Consider the following 16,753-nt stretch of genomic DNA (forward strand, 5'->3'; position numbering starts at 1 on the left):
CACCCGCACAACCTCACGCAACACCTCAGGCCGACCAAAACGTCCCACAACAACACCAATCACTCAGGTGTTGCAACGACCCCTTGAACCTGCCCCTACGGAATGGGCGCTAAGTGACCCCGCGTTGCTGTTTCAGGCGGCGATCAGCGGGGAGAGCGCCAGTTCCAGGACGAAGGCGCCCGCGGCGGTGGCTGCCGGCGTCAGGACCCACAGGGACAGGATCCGGGTGACCAGCTTGCGGTGGCTGGTGGCGAACTGCTGGTTTTCCCCCGCGCCGAGCACGGCGGACGTGACCGTGTGGGTGGTGGAAACCGGCCAGTGGAGCCCGATGGCGCCAATAAACAGCAGGAGCGCACTGAAGCCCTGGGCCACCACGCCGCGCAAGGGATCGATCCGGGTGAGCCGGTAGCCGATGGTGTGCGAGATGCGCCAGCCGCCGAACAGCGTGCCCACGGTGATCATCACGGCGGACAGCAGCGCCACCCACATTGGAAGCGAGCCGCCGTCGGAATAGCCGGCGGCCAGCAGCGCCAGGATGAGCACTGCGCTGACCCGCTGGCCGTCCTGCAGCCCGTGGCCAAAGGCCACGGCCCCGGCGGCGATGGACTGGGCCGCCCGGAACCGCTTGTTGACGACGTTCGGCTGGGTGTACCGCGCAGCCCAGGTGACGGGAAACACCAGCAGGTACGCGGCGATGAAGGCGACAACCGGCGAGAGGGCCAGGGGGAGGACCACCTGAAAGAGAAGTGACTGGTCCACGCCGCCCACCGAGTTGCCGCCCACCACCGCGCTGGCGGTTCCGGCGCCCGCGAGTCCACCCACCAGGGCATGCGTGGAGGAGGAAGGAACGCCCCGCCACCACAGGAAAATACCCCAGGCGCACGCGCTGGCGAGGCCGGCGGCGATGATGGTCAGGCCGCTGTTCCCGGGAGGGAGGGCCACCCAGTTTTGGCTGATGGCCACGGCCAGGCCGGCGCTGAGAAAGGCCCCGATGAGGTTGAAAAGGGCGGCCAGCAGGACGGCGATGGTGGGGGTCAAAGCTCGGGTGCGCACGGCCAAGGCTACGGACGTGGACACATCCCGGAAGCCGTTGATGAAGGCAAACGCCGCGGTGAGGAGCACCACCAGGGCAAAGATGAACAGCGTCACCCTCAGGATTCCTTGACGATGATGCTGCCCACCTGCGTGGCGATCCGGCGCATGTCCTTGGTGACCTCGACCAGCTGGTTGGCGATGTCCCTGTTGCGGGCATACTGGGCGGACTTCATGTCCTTGAGCATGTCCGCCACCCAGACCCGGTGCGTGCGTTCGGCCCGCTTGGCCAGGCGCAGCACCTCGATCCAGTAGTCCTCAAGGTCGTCCAGGTTGTTCAGCCGGCGCATGGCGTCAGCCGTCAGCTCCGCCTGGCGACTGATGATTTCCAGCTGGTCGGCCGCGCGCTTCGGCAGCCGGTCCAGATTGTAGAGCGCCACCAACTCGGCGGCGGCGTCCAGCTTTTCAATGGCTTCGTTGAGGCTCTGCGAAAGGGCATACATGTCCTCGCGGGGGAGTGGATTCACAAAGCTGGTGCGCATGTGCGTCAGGAGGGCGAAGTGCAGCTCGGCCGACTTTGCCTCGTGGTTGTGCATATCCTCCACCAGCCGGTGGTGCTCGGAGGATGGTGCGCCAAGGATTTCCGCCATGGTGGCGCTGGCAAAAACGATCTGCCGGGCCAGCTGCGAAAGAAGGTTCAGGCCTGCGGGCTCCTGGGGAAAAAGGCGCAGCTTCATGAGTACCGGTCTCCGGAGGATCGTCAGGGGCGGGACGCCGCGGAAGGTTTATGACTTGACGTCGGAGCCGCAGCTAGTCAGTACTTTACCGGCAGCCGGATGAGGGCATAAAAATGGTGCCGAACCGGATACGCCTCTCGGCGGTAGGCCGCTCTAGGCGGCTAAATGTTGAAGCCCGGGGGTTTCGCGGTTCGGCACCTATTTCAGTCTTCTACTTTGGCTGGGCCAAGTCAACATTGACAGATCGGGCCGGATGGGTCAGTCAAGCTCACCCAGCCGCCACGCGTTGGCGGCGTGCTCCAGGTCCTCTGCGGTCTTCACGAGCAGGTGGGAGTTGTGCGTCAGTTTGCGCGCGTGGCTCTCGTTCGAATGCTCCGCGCCGTCCGCGAGCGTGGCCTGGCCGAGCGCCACCACGCGGCAAAAAGCGGCAGAGCGCTCCAGTGCGACGTCAAACTCGCCGTCGAAGGCCCCGGACAGGATGGCGTCCGCCATGGTCTTCATTTCATCGGCGCCCGGCGGCTCGGCCGCGCCGGCCACCACATGGGAGACCTGGGCGGTGTCCTTGCCCGCCTTGAAATAAACGGAGATGCGCTCGGGGTCCTGCACGGTTGCCGCGCGAAGGGCGTACAGCCTCCACAGCGCGCCGGGCAGCGAGCGGGCCGGGCTTTCCGCCCACATCTCCGCTATCGCCTCAAGCCCCTGCTCGTCGGCCAGCTTGACCAGCCGTTTGGTGATGACGGGATCATCGCTGTCCCGCCCGTGGCGCACCAAGGCCTGGGCGGCCAGATGCGCAGCTTCCGAGACGCGCGCCGGATCGGCGCCGCCTGCGAAAGGTTCGAAATCAATGGGCGCAAAAGGCTTCGGTTTGTGGTGCCGCTCCGCCCCGCCCGGGCCGCTGGTTCCTGCGTTCTGGCTCATGGTCCCACGCTACTCCTGCAGGGAACCGGAATCGAGCGTCCCTTCAGTGCCTCCCGGGCCTTCACCGACAGCCCGAGACCCTTGCCGTCTCCCGGCAAAGACACGTTCGACGGCGGCGGCGGGGCGGCGTGCTGAAGTCGCCACCGACTGGGGTACAGTATTAAACGTTCAGAAATGGACTGGAACTGTTTCGCGTTTGCAGGCTTTTTTGGCCAGCATTCCAGTAGGCAGTTTGGGCCTTTAGCTCAGTTGGTAGAGCATCGGACTTTTAATCCGTGGGTCGTGGGTTCGATCCCCACAGGGCCCACTCTTTTAGCGAAGAGTGGAAAATCCCCGGCTTCCTGGCAACAGGAATCCGGGGATTTTTTATTTGCGGGATTATCGGACAAAGGCGGCTAACTCGCTGCCGGCAGGGCGTCCTCCGTGGCCTGGCGGTCGTGACCTTCCCGTGCCGGGCAGCCCTGCGGGCCCGTTTCCGCTTTCGGGTCGGCGCCGTTCGCTGCCGCCTGGGCTTCCACGCCTGCCGTCACGTCCAGCCCGAACAGTGTTTCAAGGGCAGCGGTGTACTCGTCCTGCCGGCCGGCTGCCGCCAGTTCGCGCGCCCGCGAGGTTGGCACATGCAGGAGCTGCCGCACCACCCGCCGCAGGGCGAATTCCACCGCTTCCGCAGTGGCCGTGCAGCCGTGCTGGTTCTTCACCCGCGCCACTTCATCAGCCAGTACCCACTGCATGTGTCCACGCAGCGCTACGATCGCCGGATCCAGAAGCCGCGCCTGCCGGTCCGCCTCAAACCTCTGGGCGGCCCGCCGGACAAGCTCACCGGCCTGGCGGACTACGTCGGTTTGTTCACGCGGCGAGGCCAGCCGCACATGCTCCAGCGTGATGAGGTCAATCCCCGGCAGTTCGCCTACTTCCGGCTCAAAATCCCGGCTCAGGGCGAGATCGACGACGACGAGCGGGGCGGCAGCGTCCTGCCGGAAGCTCCGAAAGTCCTCAGAGCTGAGCCTGGGGCCGCGGCCGCTGCAGCCGATCACCACATCCGCTCCCCGGACGGCGGCGGGCAGTTCCTCCGCGGTCAGGCCGGTGGCGCCCCGAACTGACGCGAAGGCCTCGGCGCGTCCGGACCAGGAAAACACGGACACCGCAGAACACGCCCTTGCCGCCAGAAGCGCAAGGGTAGAGCCGGCGTAGGCCCCGGTGCCGATGACCACCACGGACAGTCCGGAAAGGTCCCGGCGTTCGAGCTCGGATAGGGCTCCCTTGGATTGGGCTCCTAGCTTGGATCGGGTCAGGTCCAGCGCAACGGACACCATGGAGCGGCCCGCCTCACCCAGGGCCGTCAGCGATCCAACTTCGCGGGCGGCACGGGACGCCGCCTGGAAGAGCCGCACCAGGGCGCCGCTGGCCGTTCCGTCCTCCTGTGCGGAGGCCAGCGATCGGCGCAGTTGGCCGGCGATTTCGCGTTCGCCCACCACTGCAGAGTCAAGGCCGGCGCCCACCGAGAAGAGATGCTCAGTCATGGCGGTGCCTGTCAGGCAGTCAAGGGCCCGGTCGAGTTCGTAAGTGGAAACACCTGAACATGTGCTGATGACACGCAGCACGCCCTTCCTGGTGACGTCCGGATCCGCGGCCGGAACGACGTCGCAATAGACTTCGAACCGGTTGCATGTGGCGAGCACGACTGCTCCGGCAACCCCGTCCACGTCCGCAATAACGCCCGAAGTAATACGGACGGGTCCCGAACCGAGCCGGGCCAGGAACTCCAGGCCGGATGCCCGGCCTTCCTCGTCGCCAACCGGTTCGGGACCCCCGTTTCCGTACCGGGGAATGGAACCCCGGTACGGTGTGCGGGCATGATGGGAAACAACAAGAGCAAACTGCCGTTCTGACGGGGGTAATCCTCCTGTGGACCCCCCTGCACCCTCCAACAATTCGGCCCCCTTCTGCCGCAACGTTCCCCATCCTGTCCTGCCGCGCCACTTGGTTGCCGCCCCGTATGGTGGCCGCCGCTTAACGCTAAGGAGGCCGCCGCTTGCCCGGACCGGTCCCGCCAGTGGCCGCCGCTTAGAGGACACCGCCGGTTGTCACTGGGGCCAGGCGCCGTTGCCTGGCCCCAGAGCCAAGAGACCTTGCAGAAAGGGTGGGGTACCCACCTTGGGAAATTCTTGGCGGGCGGGGCGGCCCGCATTCTGCAACGATGTAGCTGAGAGGAATGTAGCTAAGAGACATACCCGGGGGAAAAGTGTGCCGCGAAAGGGGCTTTGCATGGCCGTGACAATGAACGATGTTGCGCGCGCGGCCGGAGTTTCCCTGAAAACCGTGTCGAATGTGCTCAACAACTATGAGTTCATAAGGCCGGCCACCCGGCAGAAAGTGCTGGACGCCATCGCCGAGCTCGGGTACGAGGCCAACCTGACCGCGCGGAGCCTGAGGTCCGGAAAGTCCCGCATGCTGGGCCTGGTGGTGTCCGACCTTTCCGTGCCGTATTACGCAGAGCTCGCTTCCAAGCTCATGACTGCCGCGGCTGCCAGGGACTACCGCGTTGTGGTGGAGCAGTCAGCGGCGACCCGGACCAGCGAGCTTACTGCCCTGCAAGGATCGCTGAGCCAGCTGACGGACGGGCTCCTGTTCACTCCGTTGGTGCTCGACGCGGACGCTGTGGCCGCTGCCCGGCGCGGAACCAAGCCACTCGTGATGCTCGGCGAACACATCGACGACCCCCGGTTCGACCAGGTAACCATGAAGAATGTGGGCGCGGCCAAGGCCATGACAGCCCACCTGCTGGCGGGAGGCCGTCGTCGTATCGCGGTGATCGGTGCATCCCCCGGGGACCGTGCTGGTTCGCCCGGCCTTCGGCTGACCGGATACCGGGAGGCGCTGGCCGAGGCAGGACTCGACTTTGACCCGGCCCTGATTGTGCCTGCGGAATGGCGCCGTGACGGGGGCGCATCCGCGGTGGCCAGGCTGCTCAAGGGCGGCCAGCCGTTCGACGCCGTCTTTGGACTGAATGACGCCCTGGCCCTGGGCGCCATGCACGAACTGCTGCTCCGCGGGGTAAGGGTGCCCGAGGGCGCAGCCGTGGCCGGGTTCGACGACATCGATGAGGCGCGGTTCTCGTCCCCGTCGCTGACCACTGTTGCTCCAGGCATGAACGAGATCGCCGAGCGGTCCGTCCAGCTGCTGATCGACCGGATCGAAGGTAGCGAGAAGGCCGCTTTTGGGGTGCATGTGGAAGCAGAATTCGAACTGAGGATTCGTGCCTCGGCCCCCGCGGGCGGGGTTTCGCAGTTGCCGCAAACGGGTACCTCAACGGCATCGGCAGCGGAAGGAAAGGTGGACCCATGATTGCCCTGCTCATCATCGACATGCAGAACGCGTATTTCGAAGCGCCGGAACTGGCAGCACAACGGGAGCGGCTGGTCACCTCCTGCAACAGGCTGCTGGAGGGCTTCACCTCCAGCGGACACAAGGTGCTGCTGGTTGGCACCGAGCACGAGCGGGACAAATCAACGTGGACGCTGAGCATGCTGGATGACGACCAGGGCTTCATTTTCCGCGGCAGTGAGCAGGCGGAGGCTGTGCCCGGCCTCGCCACCGACGGCCTGCCGCAGCTGAGCAAAACGCGGGACAGCGCCTTTATTGGCACCAACCTGCTGTCCCGGCTGCGGAACTGGGGCGCCGACGAAGTGGTGCTGGCCGGGGTCTCCACGCACAACTGCATCGCCCAGACCGGAGCGGACGCTTTCGCCCACAACATCCGGGTTACATACGCGGAGGACGCCATGGCGTCGGAGGACAGCCAGGATGCCAGGGACATGCTGCGCATCCTGTCCACCACCTACCGCCAGCCGGTCCAGTCCAGCGATGAGATCCTCGCCCGGCTCAGCGGCGCCCATTGAGGGCCGGATCCGCACTCCTGAAACGTGGTGGAAACGAACGGGGCCTAGTCTGGGTCCCACGCCGACCCGCACGCCGTTGAAGGGATCCTCATGCATCTGCTGCCCCGTGAGCAGGAAAAGCTCATGATCGTGGTCGCTGCCGACCTCGCCCGCAGGCGCCAGGCGCGGGGGCTCAAACTCAACTACCCGGAAGCCGTGGCGATCATCAGCTATGAGCTGATCGAGGGTGCACGGGACGGACGCACCGTGGCCGAGCTCATGAGCTATGGCACCACGCTGCTCAGCCGCGGCGACGTCATGGAGGGCGTGCCGGAGATGATCCACAATGTCCAGATCGAGGCCACCTTTCCTGATGGCACCAAGCTCGTCACCGTCCACAATCCCATCCGATAGGGGCGCCATGATTCCCGGAGAGTACGTCCTGCGTCACGAACCGCTGGTGATTAACGCGGGCCGCGAGGCGGTCGACGTCGTTGTTCTCAACACCGGTGACCGTCCAGTGCAGGTGGGCTCGCACTACCACTTCGCGGAGGCGAACCCGGCGCTGGAATTCGACCGCGACGCCGCCTATGGGCGGCGCCTGGACATTCCCGCCGGCACCGCAGCACGGTTCGAACCGGGCGACAGGAGAACTGTCCGGCTGATCAGGCTGGCCGGAAGCCGTGAGGTCTACGGCCTGAGGAACGCAGTGAACGGGAGTCTTGGCGACGGCGCTGGCCAGGGCGGCACTGACAAGGACGGGGGCGACCGATGAGTTTCGAGTTGTCCCGCAGGCAGTACGCGGACCTTTACGGCCCGACGACGGGCGACGCCATCCGTCTCGCCGACACCGATCTGTTCCTCGAAATCGAAAAGGACCTCACGAACTACGGTGAGGAAGTGGTCTTCGGCGGTGGCAAAGTCATCCGTGACGGAATGGGCCAGAACGGCCAGGCCACCCGGGACGGAGGCCCTGACGGCGGCGTGCCGGACACCGTCATCACCAACGTTGTGGTGCTGGACTACACGGGTATCTATAAGGCGGACGTGGCACTGAAGGACGGCCACATCTTTCGGATCGGCAAGGCCGGAAACCCGCAGATTGCCGACGGCGTGGACATAGTCATCGGCGCCAGCACAGAGATCATCGCGGGGGAGCACAAGATCCTCACCGCCGGGGGAGTGGACACGCACATTCACTTCATCTCCGCAGACCAGGTCGCCACGGCTCTGTGCAGCGGGGTGACCACAATGGTCGGCGGCGGCACGGGACCGGCTGAAGGCACCAAGGCCACCACAGTCACTCCGGGAAAATGGCACATCCACCGCATGCTGCAGGCCGCCGAGGGGTTTCCCATCAACATCGGGCTGTTCGGCAAGGGGCACGCTTCCGCCGTCGAGCCGTTGGCCGAGCAGATCCGAGCGGGCGCAGTGGGCCTGAAGGTCCACGAGGACTGGGGTTCCACTACGTCCTCGATCGACACCTCGCTGAGGGTGGCGGACGAGTACGACGTCCAGGTGGCCATCCATACGGATACGCTGAACGAGTGCGGCTTCGTGGAGGACACCATCCGTGCCATCGACGGACGCGTCATTCACACGTTCCACACCGAAGGCGCCGGGGGAGGGCACGCACCGGACATCATCAAGATCGCCGGCCTGCCGAACGTGCTTCCCGCCTCCACGAACCCCACGCTGCCCTACACGCGGAACACCATCGAAGAGCACCTGGACATGCTCATGGTGTGCCACCACCTGAACCCGGACATTCCGGAGGACGTGGCCTTCGCTGATTCCCGCATCCGTGCTGAAACCATTGCGGCGGAGGACGTCCTGCAGGACCTCGGCATCTTCGCCATCACGTCGTCGGACTCCCAAGCCATGGGGCGAGTCGGCGAGGTGATCACCCGTACCTGGCAGGTGGCGGACAAAATGAAGAAGCAGCGCGGGATCCTAAAGGATGCTGCCGGTGCCGCCCACGGTGCAGCATCCGGCTCCGGCACGGAGAGCGACAACTTCCGGCTGAAGCGCTACGTGGCGAAGTACACCATCAACCCGGCCATCGCCCAGGGCATGGCTGATTCCATCGGCTCCATCGAGGAGGGCAAGTTCGCCGACCTGGTCCTCTGGGATCCGGCGTTCTTCGGCGTGAAGCCCGAACTGGTTATCAAGGGCGGCCAGATTGCCTACGCCCTGATGGGCGACGCCAACGCATCCATCCCCACACCCCAGCCGCGCACCATGCGGCCCATGTTCGGCGCCCACGGCATGGCCGTGCAACAGTCGTCCATCACTTTCCTCTCCCAGGCGGCCATCGACGCTGGCGTGCCGGAGGAGCTGGGCCTGGAGAAGGTCATCCGCCCGGTCTCCGGCATCCGGACCCTGACCAAGGCAGATCTGAAATACAACGACGCCACTCCGGACATTCAGGTGGACCCGGAAACTTATACGGTGACAGTGGACGGCGAAGAGGTTACCTGCGAACCGTCGGACGTGCTGCCCATGGCCCAGCGCTACTTCCTCTTCTAGGAGTTTCACGTGATCATCGAAAAGATTCTCGGCAACGTGCACGACCAGCCCGCAGAGTCCTTCTTCGGCCGGCACCGGGAGAAGGTGGTGCTCCCCAGCACCCAGCTGGTGAAACGGATCCAGCGCGTAACCACAGATCACGGCAACGAGGTCGGCATCAGGCTTCCTGCCGGATCGCCTGATCTCCGCGACGGCGACGTGCTGCACATGGCTGAATCCAACATGATCGTGGTCTCCGTGCTGCCCACCGACGTCCTGGTGATCGCACCACGGACAATCCACGAGATGGGCACAGTGGCCCACTCCCTCGGCAACCGGCATCTGCAGGCGCAGTTTTTCGACGCGTCGTCCGAGTACGGCGCCGAAGTCATGGTGTGCCAGTACGACCACACCGTCGAGGACTACCTCAAACACGTCGGAGTGCCCTACGACCGCCAGGAACGCGTCATGCCAGTGCCTTTCCGCCATGCTGAACACAGTCACTAGAGTTTCCGCGCATCTGGTGGGTGGGTGCGGCACCCCGGATAGGGGGCTGTGCCCGTCCCCAGCCGCTCCCAGCCCTCGCAAGCTCGGCCGGGGCCCCTCGCGGCTGTGGGCCCCCCGCGCGGCCCGCCACGCCGCAGCCCCCTATCCGGGGCGCCGCTTTGCTTCCTCGCCTTGGGCGGCAATTCAGTGAGCGGATATTTGCTGGCGCTTAGGCAGCTTACTGATTCCTCGCTTCCTACTGGGGCTTTTGCTCATTCGTTGGGGTTTGAGACCTACATCGAGCGGGGGGTCGTTCATGATGAGGAGTCTTTTGGGGTGTGGCTGGCTGCTTTTCTGGGGCAGCAGCTGACTTATTCCGATGCCTTGGCTATCCGGTTTTTGTATGAGGGTGTTCCTGTCCTTGAGCTGGATGAGTTGCTTTCCGCGCAGCTTTTGCCGCGGCAGGTGCGGGAGGCCAGCGTCAAGATGGGCGGGCGGTTGATCGAAATCGGCACCGAAGTGTTTCCCTCGCCTGAATTATCGGCGTACCGGGCGCTGGTGAGCGGGGGTCGGGCCGCCGGCCATCAGCCGCTGGCGTTCGGCGTCGTCGCCCGTTCCCTGGGGGTTCCCCGGGCGGAGGCGACGGCCGCCTACCTTTTCGCCGCCGTCACCTCCCTGACGCAGAACGCAGTCAGGGCCATCCCGCTCGGGCAGAACGCCGGCCAGCGGGTGCTGCGGAACGCGCACGACGCCGTTGCTGCCGCCGTCGAGCGGGCCGCCCGCCTCACGCTGGGCGACTTCGGGGCGGTCAGCCCCGGACTGGAGATTTCGCAGATGAGGCATGAGCGCCAGCGTGCCCGCATGTTCATGAGCTAACCGTGCTTTTGAATCAAAGGAGGACAGCATGACTGAACCCATCAAGATCGGCATCGGCGGCCCCGTCGGCGCCGGAAAGACCCAGCTCGTGGAACGGCTCACGCGCCACATGAGCGCAGAGATCTCCATGGCCGCCATCACCAACGACATCTACACGATCGAGGACGCGAAGATCCTGGCAGCCAACGGGATCCTGCCCGAGGACCGCATCATCGGCGTCGAAACCGGCGGCTGCCCGCACACCGCCATCCGCGAAGACACGTCCATGAACTCCGCCGCCATCGAGGAGCTGAAGCAGCGGCACCCCGACCTGCAGGTCATCTTCGTGGAGTCCGGCGGCGACAACCTCTCCGCCACCTTCAGCCCCGAGCTGGTGGACTTCTCGATCTATATCATCGACGTTGCGCAGGGAGAGAAGATCCCCCGGAAGGCCGGCCAGGGCATGATCAAGTCCGACCTCTTCATCATCAACAAGACAGACCTCGCCCCGCACGTCGGTGCAGACCTCGCGGTCATGGAACGCGACTCCAAGGAATTCCGCGGCGAGCGGCCGTTCTGCTTCACGAACCTCAAAACGGACGAAGGCCTGGAGCACGTCATCGAATGGATCCGGCACGATGTCCTGATGCTCGACTTGGCGTCATGAGCACGACGGAAGGTCCGCTGGTCGAGCTTGTCGAGACCGAGGGGCCGGGATTTCGACAAGCTCAATCACCGGAGCGGGCACCTCAACGTGACTTAACCGCTGAGGCGGCGAGGCCGGATTTTGGGGCCACGGCCTGGTGGGCCTCGCGGGGGGACCACGGCCGTGAGGGCCCCGGATCGAGCTTGCGAGAGCCGGGAACGGCCGGGGACGGGCACGGCCCCAAACCCGGCGAAGCCGCCGGACGCGCCCCGGCACCGATGGGGGAGCTCGCCCTGGTCATCAGCGAACATGGAGGGCGTTCCTTTGCGTCGCACCAATTCCATCGGGGTGCCCTTCGCGTGCTCCGACCTCACTACTTGGATGACTCCGGCCAGGTTTGCTACGTCGTCGTCAATCCCGGCGGGGCGTACTTGGGGGCCGATCTCTACGTTCTTGACGTGGAGGTGGGGGACGGGGCCGACCTGCTGCTCACTACGCAGTCGGCGACGAAGATCTACCGGACCCCGGAATCGTTTGCCGAGCAGCGCATGACCGTCCGGCTGCGGGAAGGGTCGCGGCTGGAGCTGGCGCCGGACCAGGTCATCGCCTACCGGGAGGCCAGCTACCGGCAGAACACCCACATCACGGTCCGGCCTACGTCGAGCCTGGTGATGGCCGAGGTGATCACGCCGGGCTGGTCACCGGACGGGGCCTCATTCCGGTACGAGGAGCTGCGGCTCCGGAACGAGATCCACGTGCAGACGGACGGGGGCACCCGGCTGCTCGCCCTGGACAACCTGCTGATCCGCCCGCCCCTCGACGACGTCACCGGCACGGGCTTCATGGAGGGTTACAGCCACCTGGGTTCACTGGTGGTGGCGGACGCGCGGGTGGACCAGGCGCTCGCCGACGAACTGCACCAGCTGGCGGAAAAGATCGACGCCTACACAGGGATCTCGCTCAGTGCCACAATGGACGGCATCACGGCACTGGTGCTCCGGTCCCTGTCGAACAGCACCGAAAAACTCAATACGCTACTGGGTGGCTGCAGTGGCCTTCTCCGTCAACGCTGGTACGGCCAGGCGCCCCTGAACCTGAGGAAGTACTGATGACTACCTTGACCCAGTTCGCCGCCATGTACCGCGAGCGGGAGCAGTTGCCGCTCCGGACGCGCCTGCTGGCCACCTTTTCCGCGGTTGGCATCCTGCACCTTGCCGCCGTCGTTCTTCTGGTCGCCGGTACCGCCGCGTCGGGGCAGCCGCTGGCGTTCGGACTGGTGCTTACGGCGTACCTGGCCGGTATCAAGCACAGCTACGACTGGGACCACATTGCCGCGATCGACAACTCCACCCGGAAGTTCGTGGCGCAGCGGCAGGATCCCACGAGTGTGGGATTCGCCTTCAGCCTGGGGCACAGTTCGGTGGTGATCCTGGCGGGTGCCCTGGTGGTCTCCGGGGTGTCGCTGGTGGGCAGGTTCATGACCGAGGGCAGCACCGGGAACCTGATCCTTGGGCTGATTGGCAGCGGGGTATCCGGCTTGTTCCTGCTGGCCATGGGACTGTTCAACGGGTCTGCGTTTCTCGGTGCCGCCCGGCACTACCGCAGGGTCCGCGGCGGCGGAACGGTGCAGCCGGAGGATCTGGAAGCCAAGGGCTTTGTGGCCCGCCTTCTGGCCCGGCCGCTGTCAAAGGTGCGGCGGCCCAGGAACGTGTATGTGATCGGCTTCCTGTTCGGTCTCGGTTTTGATACCGCCACCACCATTGGGCTCCTGGTGATGACGACGGCGGCCTCCTTGGCGGGCGTTTCGCCCGTCGCGCTTCTGGCGCTTCCGCTCGCGTTCACCGCCGCCATGACCCTGTGCGACACCACCAACGGCGTTGCCATGATGCGGATGTACAAGTCGGCCATCCACGATCCCCTGCGCAAACTTGGGTTCAACGCGGTCATCACCGGGCTCTCGGCCCTCTCCGCGCTTTTCGTTGCCGTGATAACCCTCTTCGGTTTCTGCAACGCGGCGTTCGGGCTGAAAGACCCGCTCACCGCCTGGCTGGGCGCCATCGATCCGGGCGATGCCGGGCTGCTGCTGGTGGCTGCATTCCTGGCGCTGTGGGGTGCGGCGTCGTTGCTTGGGCGCCGGCGGGCTGATTCCCAGGCCCGCGCCTAGCCGCGCGAGTCTCGCCTAGTTGCCAGCTTCGCCCGCTGTTTGAACCCAATGCCTACGGTGAATCGGTGGCGCCGTTCTGGCCCCGGCCCGAGGAGTATGCCAGGCCGTTCGGTATTTCGCCGGCGCGGTATACAGCCGATAATTCCCGGGCAGGCCCTCACGGCCCGTCGGGCGCTCGAAGGCTACACCTCGCACGCCGCCCGGGCCGCAGGGGTGTGGGACATCTCCGGCTCCATCACCGTGGGCAAGCGCGCAGACTTCACCGTGTTCGACGTGGATCCGCTGGCGGCTGCTCCCGATGACCTTGCTGCTGCCCGGGTCCTGGCCACTTTCGTCGACGGGCAGGCCCAGCACTCCGCGGCTAGGCGTACGTCGCAGCTGTCCTAGCCGCGATCTTTCAGGCGACCGCGGCGGCCCCCACATCCTCGGGCGTCGCCGCGTCCTCCGGCAGGTCCGCGAGAAGCTCGGCCGCCGTGGGCGGGTTGGCTCCAGGGCGGCGCACGGTGATCGCGGCGGCCTTCGAGGCCGTGCGTCCCAGTGTTTCCAGCACGGCCGGTGCCAGGCCGTCCGCTCCGCGTGCCAGCAATCCGTAGATCAGCGCCGCCATGTACGAATCCCCGGCGCCGATGGTGTCAGCCACCGCAGACCGGACGGCCGGCACCACCAGCTGCATTTCCGGAGTGGCAAGCAGCGACCCCTCGGAACCGCGGGTGACCACCGAGAGCCCCGCACCCAGCTGGAGGATCCGCGCCGCGGTGTCCTCCAGTTGCAGGCCTGGATACAGCCAGCGGGCATCCTCGTCGCTCAGCTTGACCACGTCAGTGAGCGGGACCAGCTCCTCGAAGATGGTCCGGGCCTCAGCCTGGCTGCCGAGGAGTGCCGGACGGATGTTGGGGTCGTAGGTGACCACGCATTCGCGGTGCGACTGCTCCAGGAGGGTCCTGACTGCAGCTGCGCCCGGAGCCAGGAAGGTGGCGATCGAGCCGGTGTGGAGCACCCTGGGAAGGGATGCAGGGGCCACCGGCGGCAGTTCCCAGCGGATGTCGAAGTCGTAGGTGGCGGAGCCGTCGGCGGCCAGCGTTGCGGTGGCCGACGCCGTCTTACCCGGTGTCCTCGAACCGGGCAGGAGCACGACGCCGGCGCGCCCAAGGTGTGCTTCGATGGCCCGGCCGCGGTCGTCGTCGCCGATGGAGGTGAGGAGCGCGGTCCGGATGCTGAGCAGGCCCAGCCCGTAGGCCACGTTCGACGGCGATCCGCCGGGGTGCTCTACGGTTCCGCCTGCGGACGCAACGACGTCCACCAGCGCTTCGCCGATGACGATGACTTCCGGGGCCGCCGCGCGGGCACCCGGGCTGGCAGATCCTGCCTTGGCAGTTCCGGGGTTGGCGGTGCCGGGGGTGGAGGTTGGGATCACGGTAGGGCCTTTCATGGAGCCGTCCGCGGGCCGGCTTCGCGGCCCGCGGACGGAGGTTGGTGCTCGGTTGTGGTGCTGCTTTGGTGGAGCTGGTTGGGCCCGGTTCTGGTGCCGGGTTCTGGACACAGCCGCCCGGTCAGGCCGTGGCGGCGCCGGTCATGATCGCTACGGCGTCGGTCATGCTGTGCGACTGCGGCGTGATGGTGGCCGCGCACTTTCCGAGCCGTTGGATGTGGATCCGGTCCGCCACGTCAAACACGTGCGGCATGTTGTGGCTGATCAGGATCACCGGCAGGCCCCTGTCCCGGAGGTCGCGGACCAGCTGCAGGACCTGGTTCGATTCCCGGACGCCGAGGGCTGCCGTCGGCTCATCGAGGACGACCACCTTGGAGCCGAACGCCGCGGCGCGGGCCACGGCCACGGCCTGGCGCTGGCCGCCGGACAAGTTCTCCACCGGCACCGTCACGTCCTGGAGCGTCGAGATGCCCAGCCGGGTCAGTTCCTCCTTGGCCTTGCGGCGCATGCCCTTGGTGTCCAGCACGCGGAAGATCTTTCCCAGCGGTCCGGGAACGCGCTCTTCACGGCCCAGGAACAAGTTGGAGGCGACGTCGAGCGCCGGCGAGACCGCAAGGTTCTGATAAACGGTTTCAATGCCGTGGACGCGGGCATCCTGCGGGCGCTTGAAGTGCACGGTCTGCCCGGACACCTTCAGCTCGCCGGAGTCCGGGACCTCGGCGCCGGTGAGGCACTTGATGAGCGTGGATTTTCCGGCACCGTTGTCGCCGATGATCGCCAGAACTTCACCCGGGTACAGGTCAAGGCTGACGCCGTCCAGGCCGACAACCCGGCCGAAGGTCTTGACGAGGTTCCTGGCTTGCAGGATGGGCTGGCGGACCTCGGTCTTGGCCGGCTGGAATTCTGTGGCGGTCATGACTTCACCTTTCGGATCCACTGGTCGATCGACACAGCGAGGATGATGAGGACGCCCACGGCGAGGGTCTGGTAGAGCACATCGAGGCCCGCCAGCGAGAGGCCGTTGCGGAACACGCCGACGATCAGCGCGCCGAGGAGGGATCCCCAGATGGAGCCGCGGCCGCCGAAGAGGCTGGTCCCGCCAATCACGACGGCGGTGATGGAATCGAGGTTCAGGTCCACGCCGGCGTTGGGGCTGGCTGCGTTCGTGCGGCCAATCTGGATCCAGGCGCCGACGGCCAGCACGGCTCCGGCGGCGAGGTAAACGCTCATCAGGACGCGGTTCACGGGGATACCGGCCAGACGAGCGGCTTCCTTGTCATCGCCCACTGCGTAGACGTGCCGGCCCCAGGCGGTCTTTCCGAGGATGAACGCGACCGCGATGTAGAGCAGGAGCATCATGACCACGCCGGTGGAGATCCGCACGGGCCCAACCGGGAACGTGCTGCCCATCCATGTCAGCAGGCCGGGCATGCTGGAGCCGCGGACGGTCGAGCCGCCGGAGTAGAGAAGTGTCACGGCGATGAAGATGTTCAGGGTTCCGAGGGTGACGATGAACGGCGGGAGTTTGAACCTGGTGACCAGGAAACCGTTCAGCGCTCCGGCTGCCAGACCCACGACGAGGCCAAGGAGGAGAGCGAGCGGAGCGGGCGTGCCGCTGCCAACGGCGAGTTGCGCCACCACCATGGAGGACAGGATCATGACAGCACCGACGGAGAGGTCAATTCCGGCGGTCAGGATGATGAGCGTCTGGGCGACGGCGAGCGTGCCCACAACCGAAACCTGCTGCGTGATCAGGGATAGGTTCTCGACCCGCAGGAACCTCTCATTGAGGAGCCCGAAGACCACCACAGCAACAAGCAGGACAATGGCCGGGCTTAGTGCTGGATAGCGGTGGAGGATATTGCGGATTCGGCTGAGCGGGGTCTGACGGTCGAGGAATTCCTCGGCCGGGTCTGCATGCCCTGCTGCGGGCGGGCCTGCGGTTTGTTGCTGGGTCATTGCTGCTCCTGAACTTCAAGGTCCTGCTGGGGGTGCTGGTTCGGCTGGTGCTGGGCTGGTGCTGCGGCTGCTGCTTCTGCCGGGGTATCTCCTGCGGCCGCGCACCGCGGGAAGGTACTGCGTCTTCAGCACCTTCCCGCG

18 protein-coding genes and 1 tRNA gene are annotated in these 16,753 nt (G+C 66.0%); 12 read left to right on the forward strand and 7 right to left on the reverse strand.

Annotated elements, in window-relative coordinates; genetic code table 11:
- Positions 1 to 132: 132 nt before the first annotated feature.
- The 3 genes from G9E11_RS12025 to G9E11_RS12035 all read right to left on the reverse strand — a co-directional run bounded on the left by G9E11_RS12025 (position 133) and on the right by G9E11_RS12035 (position 2,687).
- Complete coding sequence (locus G9E11_RS12025; RefSeq protein ID WP_190606053.1) at positions 133 to 1,149, reverse strand: inorganic phosphate transporter; 1,017 nt, start codon at positions 1,147 to 1,149, stop codon at positions 133 to 135.
- Between the two features lie 2 nt (positions 1,150 to 1,151).
- Positions 1,152 to 1,769 carry a DUF47 domain-containing protein gene (locus G9E11_RS12030; RefSeq protein ID WP_190606055.1) on the reverse strand — a complete coding sequence of 206 codons (618 nt, stop codon included), beginning with the start codon at positions 1,767 to 1,769 and terminating at the stop codon, positions 1,152 to 1,154.
- 258 nt (positions 1,770 to 2,027) lie between these two features.
- Complete coding sequence (locus G9E11_RS12035) at positions 2,028 to 2,687, reverse strand: hypothetical protein (RefSeq protein WP_190606057.1); 660 nt, start codon at positions 2,685 to 2,687, stop codon at positions 2,028 to 2,030.
- A 234-nt stretch (positions 2,688 to 2,921) separates the two neighbouring features.
- On the opposite strand from G9E11_RS12035, the gene G9E11_RS12040 reads away from it, so the two are divergent.
- Positions 2,922 to 2,994: transfer RNA gene (locus G9E11_RS12040), tRNA-Lys, on the forward strand.
- A gap of 88 nt (positions 2,995 to 3,082) precedes the next feature.
- Here the strand turns inward: G9E11_RS12040 and G9E11_RS12045 are convergent.
- Complete coding sequence (locus G9E11_RS12045; RefSeq protein ID WP_414635198.1) at positions 3,083 to 4,453, reverse strand: glutamyl-tRNA reductase; 1,371 nt, start codon at positions 4,451 to 4,453, stop codon at positions 3,083 to 3,085.
- A 499-nt stretch (positions 4,454 to 4,952) separates the two neighbouring features.
- Between G9E11_RS12045 and G9E11_RS12050 the strand changes: the two genes are divergently transcribed.
- The 11 genes from G9E11_RS12050 (at position 4,953) to G9E11_RS12100 (ending at position 13,611) form a co-directional block, all read left to right on the forward strand.
- Entirely contained in the window at positions 4,953 to 6,032 is a 1,080-nt protein-coding gene (locus tag G9E11_RS12050; protein WP_246468918.1) for a LacI family DNA-binding transcriptional regulator, read from the forward strand.
- On the forward strand, positions 6,029 to 6,586 hold the full coding sequence (locus G9E11_RS12055; RefSeq protein WP_190606059.1) for a cysteine hydrolase family protein: 558 nt from the start codon (positions 6,029 to 6,031) through the stop codon (positions 6,584 to 6,586). Before G9E11_RS12050 ends, G9E11_RS12055 begins: the two co-directional genes overlap by 4 nt.
- Before the next feature lie 90 nt (positions 6,587 to 6,676).
- Complete coding sequence (locus G9E11_RS12060; RefSeq protein ID WP_190606061.1) at positions 6,677 to 6,979, forward strand: urease subunit gamma; 303 nt, start codon at positions 6,677 to 6,679, stop codon at positions 6,977 to 6,979.
- 7 nt (positions 6,980 to 6,986) lie between these two features.
- Positions 6,987 to 7,340 (forward strand): urease subunit beta, encoded by a 354-nt coding sequence (locus tag G9E11_RS12065; protein WP_190606063.1) that lies wholly within the window; start codon positions 6,987 to 6,989, stop codon positions 7,338 to 7,340.
- Positions 7,337 to 9,094 (forward strand): urease subunit alpha, encoded by a 1,758-nt coding sequence (ureC, locus tag G9E11_RS12070; RefSeq protein WP_190606065.1) that lies wholly within the window; start codon positions 7,337 to 7,339, stop codon positions 9,092 to 9,094. The genes G9E11_RS12065 and ureC overlap by 4 nt, the downstream gene beginning before the upstream one ends.
- A 9-nt stretch (positions 9,095 to 9,103) precedes the next feature.
- Complete coding sequence (gene ureE, locus G9E11_RS12075) at positions 9,104 to 9,580, forward strand: urease accessory protein UreE (RefSeq protein ID WP_190606066.1); 477 nt, start codon at positions 9,104 to 9,106, stop codon at positions 9,578 to 9,580.
- 186 nt (positions 9,581 to 9,766) lie between these two features.
- Positions 9,767 to 10,435 (forward strand): urease accessory protein UreF, encoded by a 669-nt coding sequence (locus G9E11_RS12080; RefSeq protein WP_190607026.1) that lies wholly within the window; start codon positions 9,767 to 9,769, stop codon positions 10,433 to 10,435.
- Between the two features lie 28 nt (positions 10,436 to 10,463).
- Positions 10,464 to 11,081, forward strand: a complete 618-nt coding sequence (gene ureG / locus G9E11_RS12085; protein WP_190606068.1) for an urease accessory protein UreG — start codon at positions 10,464 to 10,466, stop codon at positions 11,079 to 11,081.
- Positions 11,082 to 11,338: 257 nt separating this feature from the next.
- Positions 11,339 to 12,169 (forward strand): urease accessory protein UreD, encoded by an 831-nt coding sequence (locus tag G9E11_RS12090; RefSeq protein WP_190607028.1) that lies wholly within the window; start codon positions 11,339 to 11,341, stop codon positions 12,167 to 12,169.
- Positions 12,169 to 13,224 carry a HoxN/HupN/NixA family nickel/cobalt transporter gene (locus G9E11_RS12095; RefSeq protein WP_190606070.1) on the forward strand — a complete coding sequence of 352 codons (1,056 nt, stop codon included), beginning with the start codon at positions 12,169 to 12,171 and terminating at the stop codon, positions 13,222 to 13,224. The genes G9E11_RS12090 and G9E11_RS12095 overlap by 1 nt, the downstream gene beginning before the upstream one ends.
- A 96-nt stretch (positions 13,225 to 13,320) precedes the next feature.
- Positions 13,321 to 13,611: an amidohydrolase family protein gene (locus G9E11_RS12100; protein ID WP_414635193.1), complete on the forward strand. Its 291-nt coding sequence runs from the start codon at positions 13,321 to 13,323 to the stop codon at positions 13,609 to 13,611.
- Positions 13,612 to 13,621: 10 nt separating this feature from the next.
- Here the strand turns inward: G9E11_RS12100 and G9E11_RS12105 are convergent, their stop codons facing one another.
- The 3 genes from G9E11_RS12105 to G9E11_RS12115 all read right to left on the reverse strand — a co-directional run bounded on the left by G9E11_RS12105 (position 13,622) and on the right by G9E11_RS12115 (position 16,612).
- Complete coding sequence (locus tag G9E11_RS12105; protein WP_190607030.1) at positions 13,622 to 14,545, reverse strand: carbohydrate kinase family protein; 924 nt, start codon at positions 14,543 to 14,545, stop codon at positions 13,622 to 13,624.
- Between the two features lie 229 nt (positions 14,546 to 14,774).
- Entirely contained in the window at positions 14,775 to 15,569 is a 795-nt protein-coding gene (locus tag G9E11_RS12110) for an ATP-binding cassette domain-containing protein (protein ID WP_190606071.1), read from the reverse strand.
- Positions 15,566 to 16,612 (reverse strand): ABC transporter permease, encoded by a 1,047-nt coding sequence (locus G9E11_RS12115; RefSeq protein WP_190606073.1) that lies wholly within the window; start codon positions 16,610 to 16,612, stop codon positions 15,566 to 15,568. Before G9E11_RS12115 ends, G9E11_RS12110 begins: the two co-directional genes overlap by 4 nt.
- Positions 16,613 to 16,753: the final 141 nt, after the last annotated feature.

Origin of the sequence: Arthrobacter ipis, assembly GCF_014694315.1 — a bacterium.
Classification (GTDB): domain Bacteria; phylum Actinomycetota; class Actinomycetes; order Actinomycetales; family Micrococcaceae; genus Arthrobacter; species Arthrobacter ipis.

Coding starts and splice junctions, on each gene's coding strand:
- G9E11_RS12110 (WP_190606071.1), bottom strand. CDS start 15,569: ATGACCGCCACAGAATTCCAGCCGGCCAAGACCGAGGTCCGCCAGCCC.
- G9E11_RS12030 (WP_190606055.1), bottom strand. CDS start 1,769: ATGAAGCTGCGCCTTTTTCCCCAGGAGCCCGCAGGCCTGAACCTTCTT.
- ureC (WP_190606065.1), top strand. CDS start 7,337: ATGAGTTTCGAGTTGTCCCGCAGGCAGTACGCGGACCTTTACGGCCCG.
- G9E11_RS12055 (WP_190606059.1), top strand. CDS start 6,029: ATGATTGCCCTGCTCATCATCGACATGCAGAACGCGTATTTCGAAGCG.
- G9E11_RS12065 (WP_190606063.1), top strand. CDS start 6,987: ATGATTCCCGGAGAGTACGTCCTGCGTCACGAACCGCTGGTGATTAAC.
- G9E11_RS12095 (WP_190606070.1), top strand. CDS start 12,169: ATGACTACCTTGACCCAGTTCGCCGCCATGTACCGCGAGCGGGAGCAG.
- G9E11_RS12115 (WP_190606073.1), bottom strand. CDS start 16,612: ATGACCCAGCAACAAACCGCAGGCCCGCCCGCAGCAGGGCATGCAGAC.
- G9E11_RS12100 (WP_414635193.1), top strand. CDS start 13,321: ATGCCAGGCCGTTCGGTATTTCGCCGGCGCGGTATACAGCCGATAATT.
- G9E11_RS12035 (WP_190606057.1), bottom strand. CDS start 2,687: ATGAGCCAGAACGCAGGAACCAGCGGCCCGGGCGGGGCGGAGCGGCAC.
- G9E11_RS12090 (WP_190607028.1), top strand. CDS start 11,339: ATGGGGGAGCTCGCCCTGGTCATCAGCGAACATGGAGGGCGTTCCTTT.
- ureG (WP_190606068.1), top strand. CDS start 10,464: ATGACTGAACCCATCAAGATCGGCATCGGCGGCCCCGTCGGCGCCGGA.
- G9E11_RS12060 (WP_190606061.1), top strand. CDS start 6,677: ATGCATCTGCTGCCCCGTGAGCAGGAAAAGCTCATGATCGTGGTCGCT.
- G9E11_RS12050 (WP_246468918.1), top strand. CDS start 4,953: ATGGCCGTGACAATGAACGATGTTGCGCGCGCGGCCGGAGTTTCCCTG.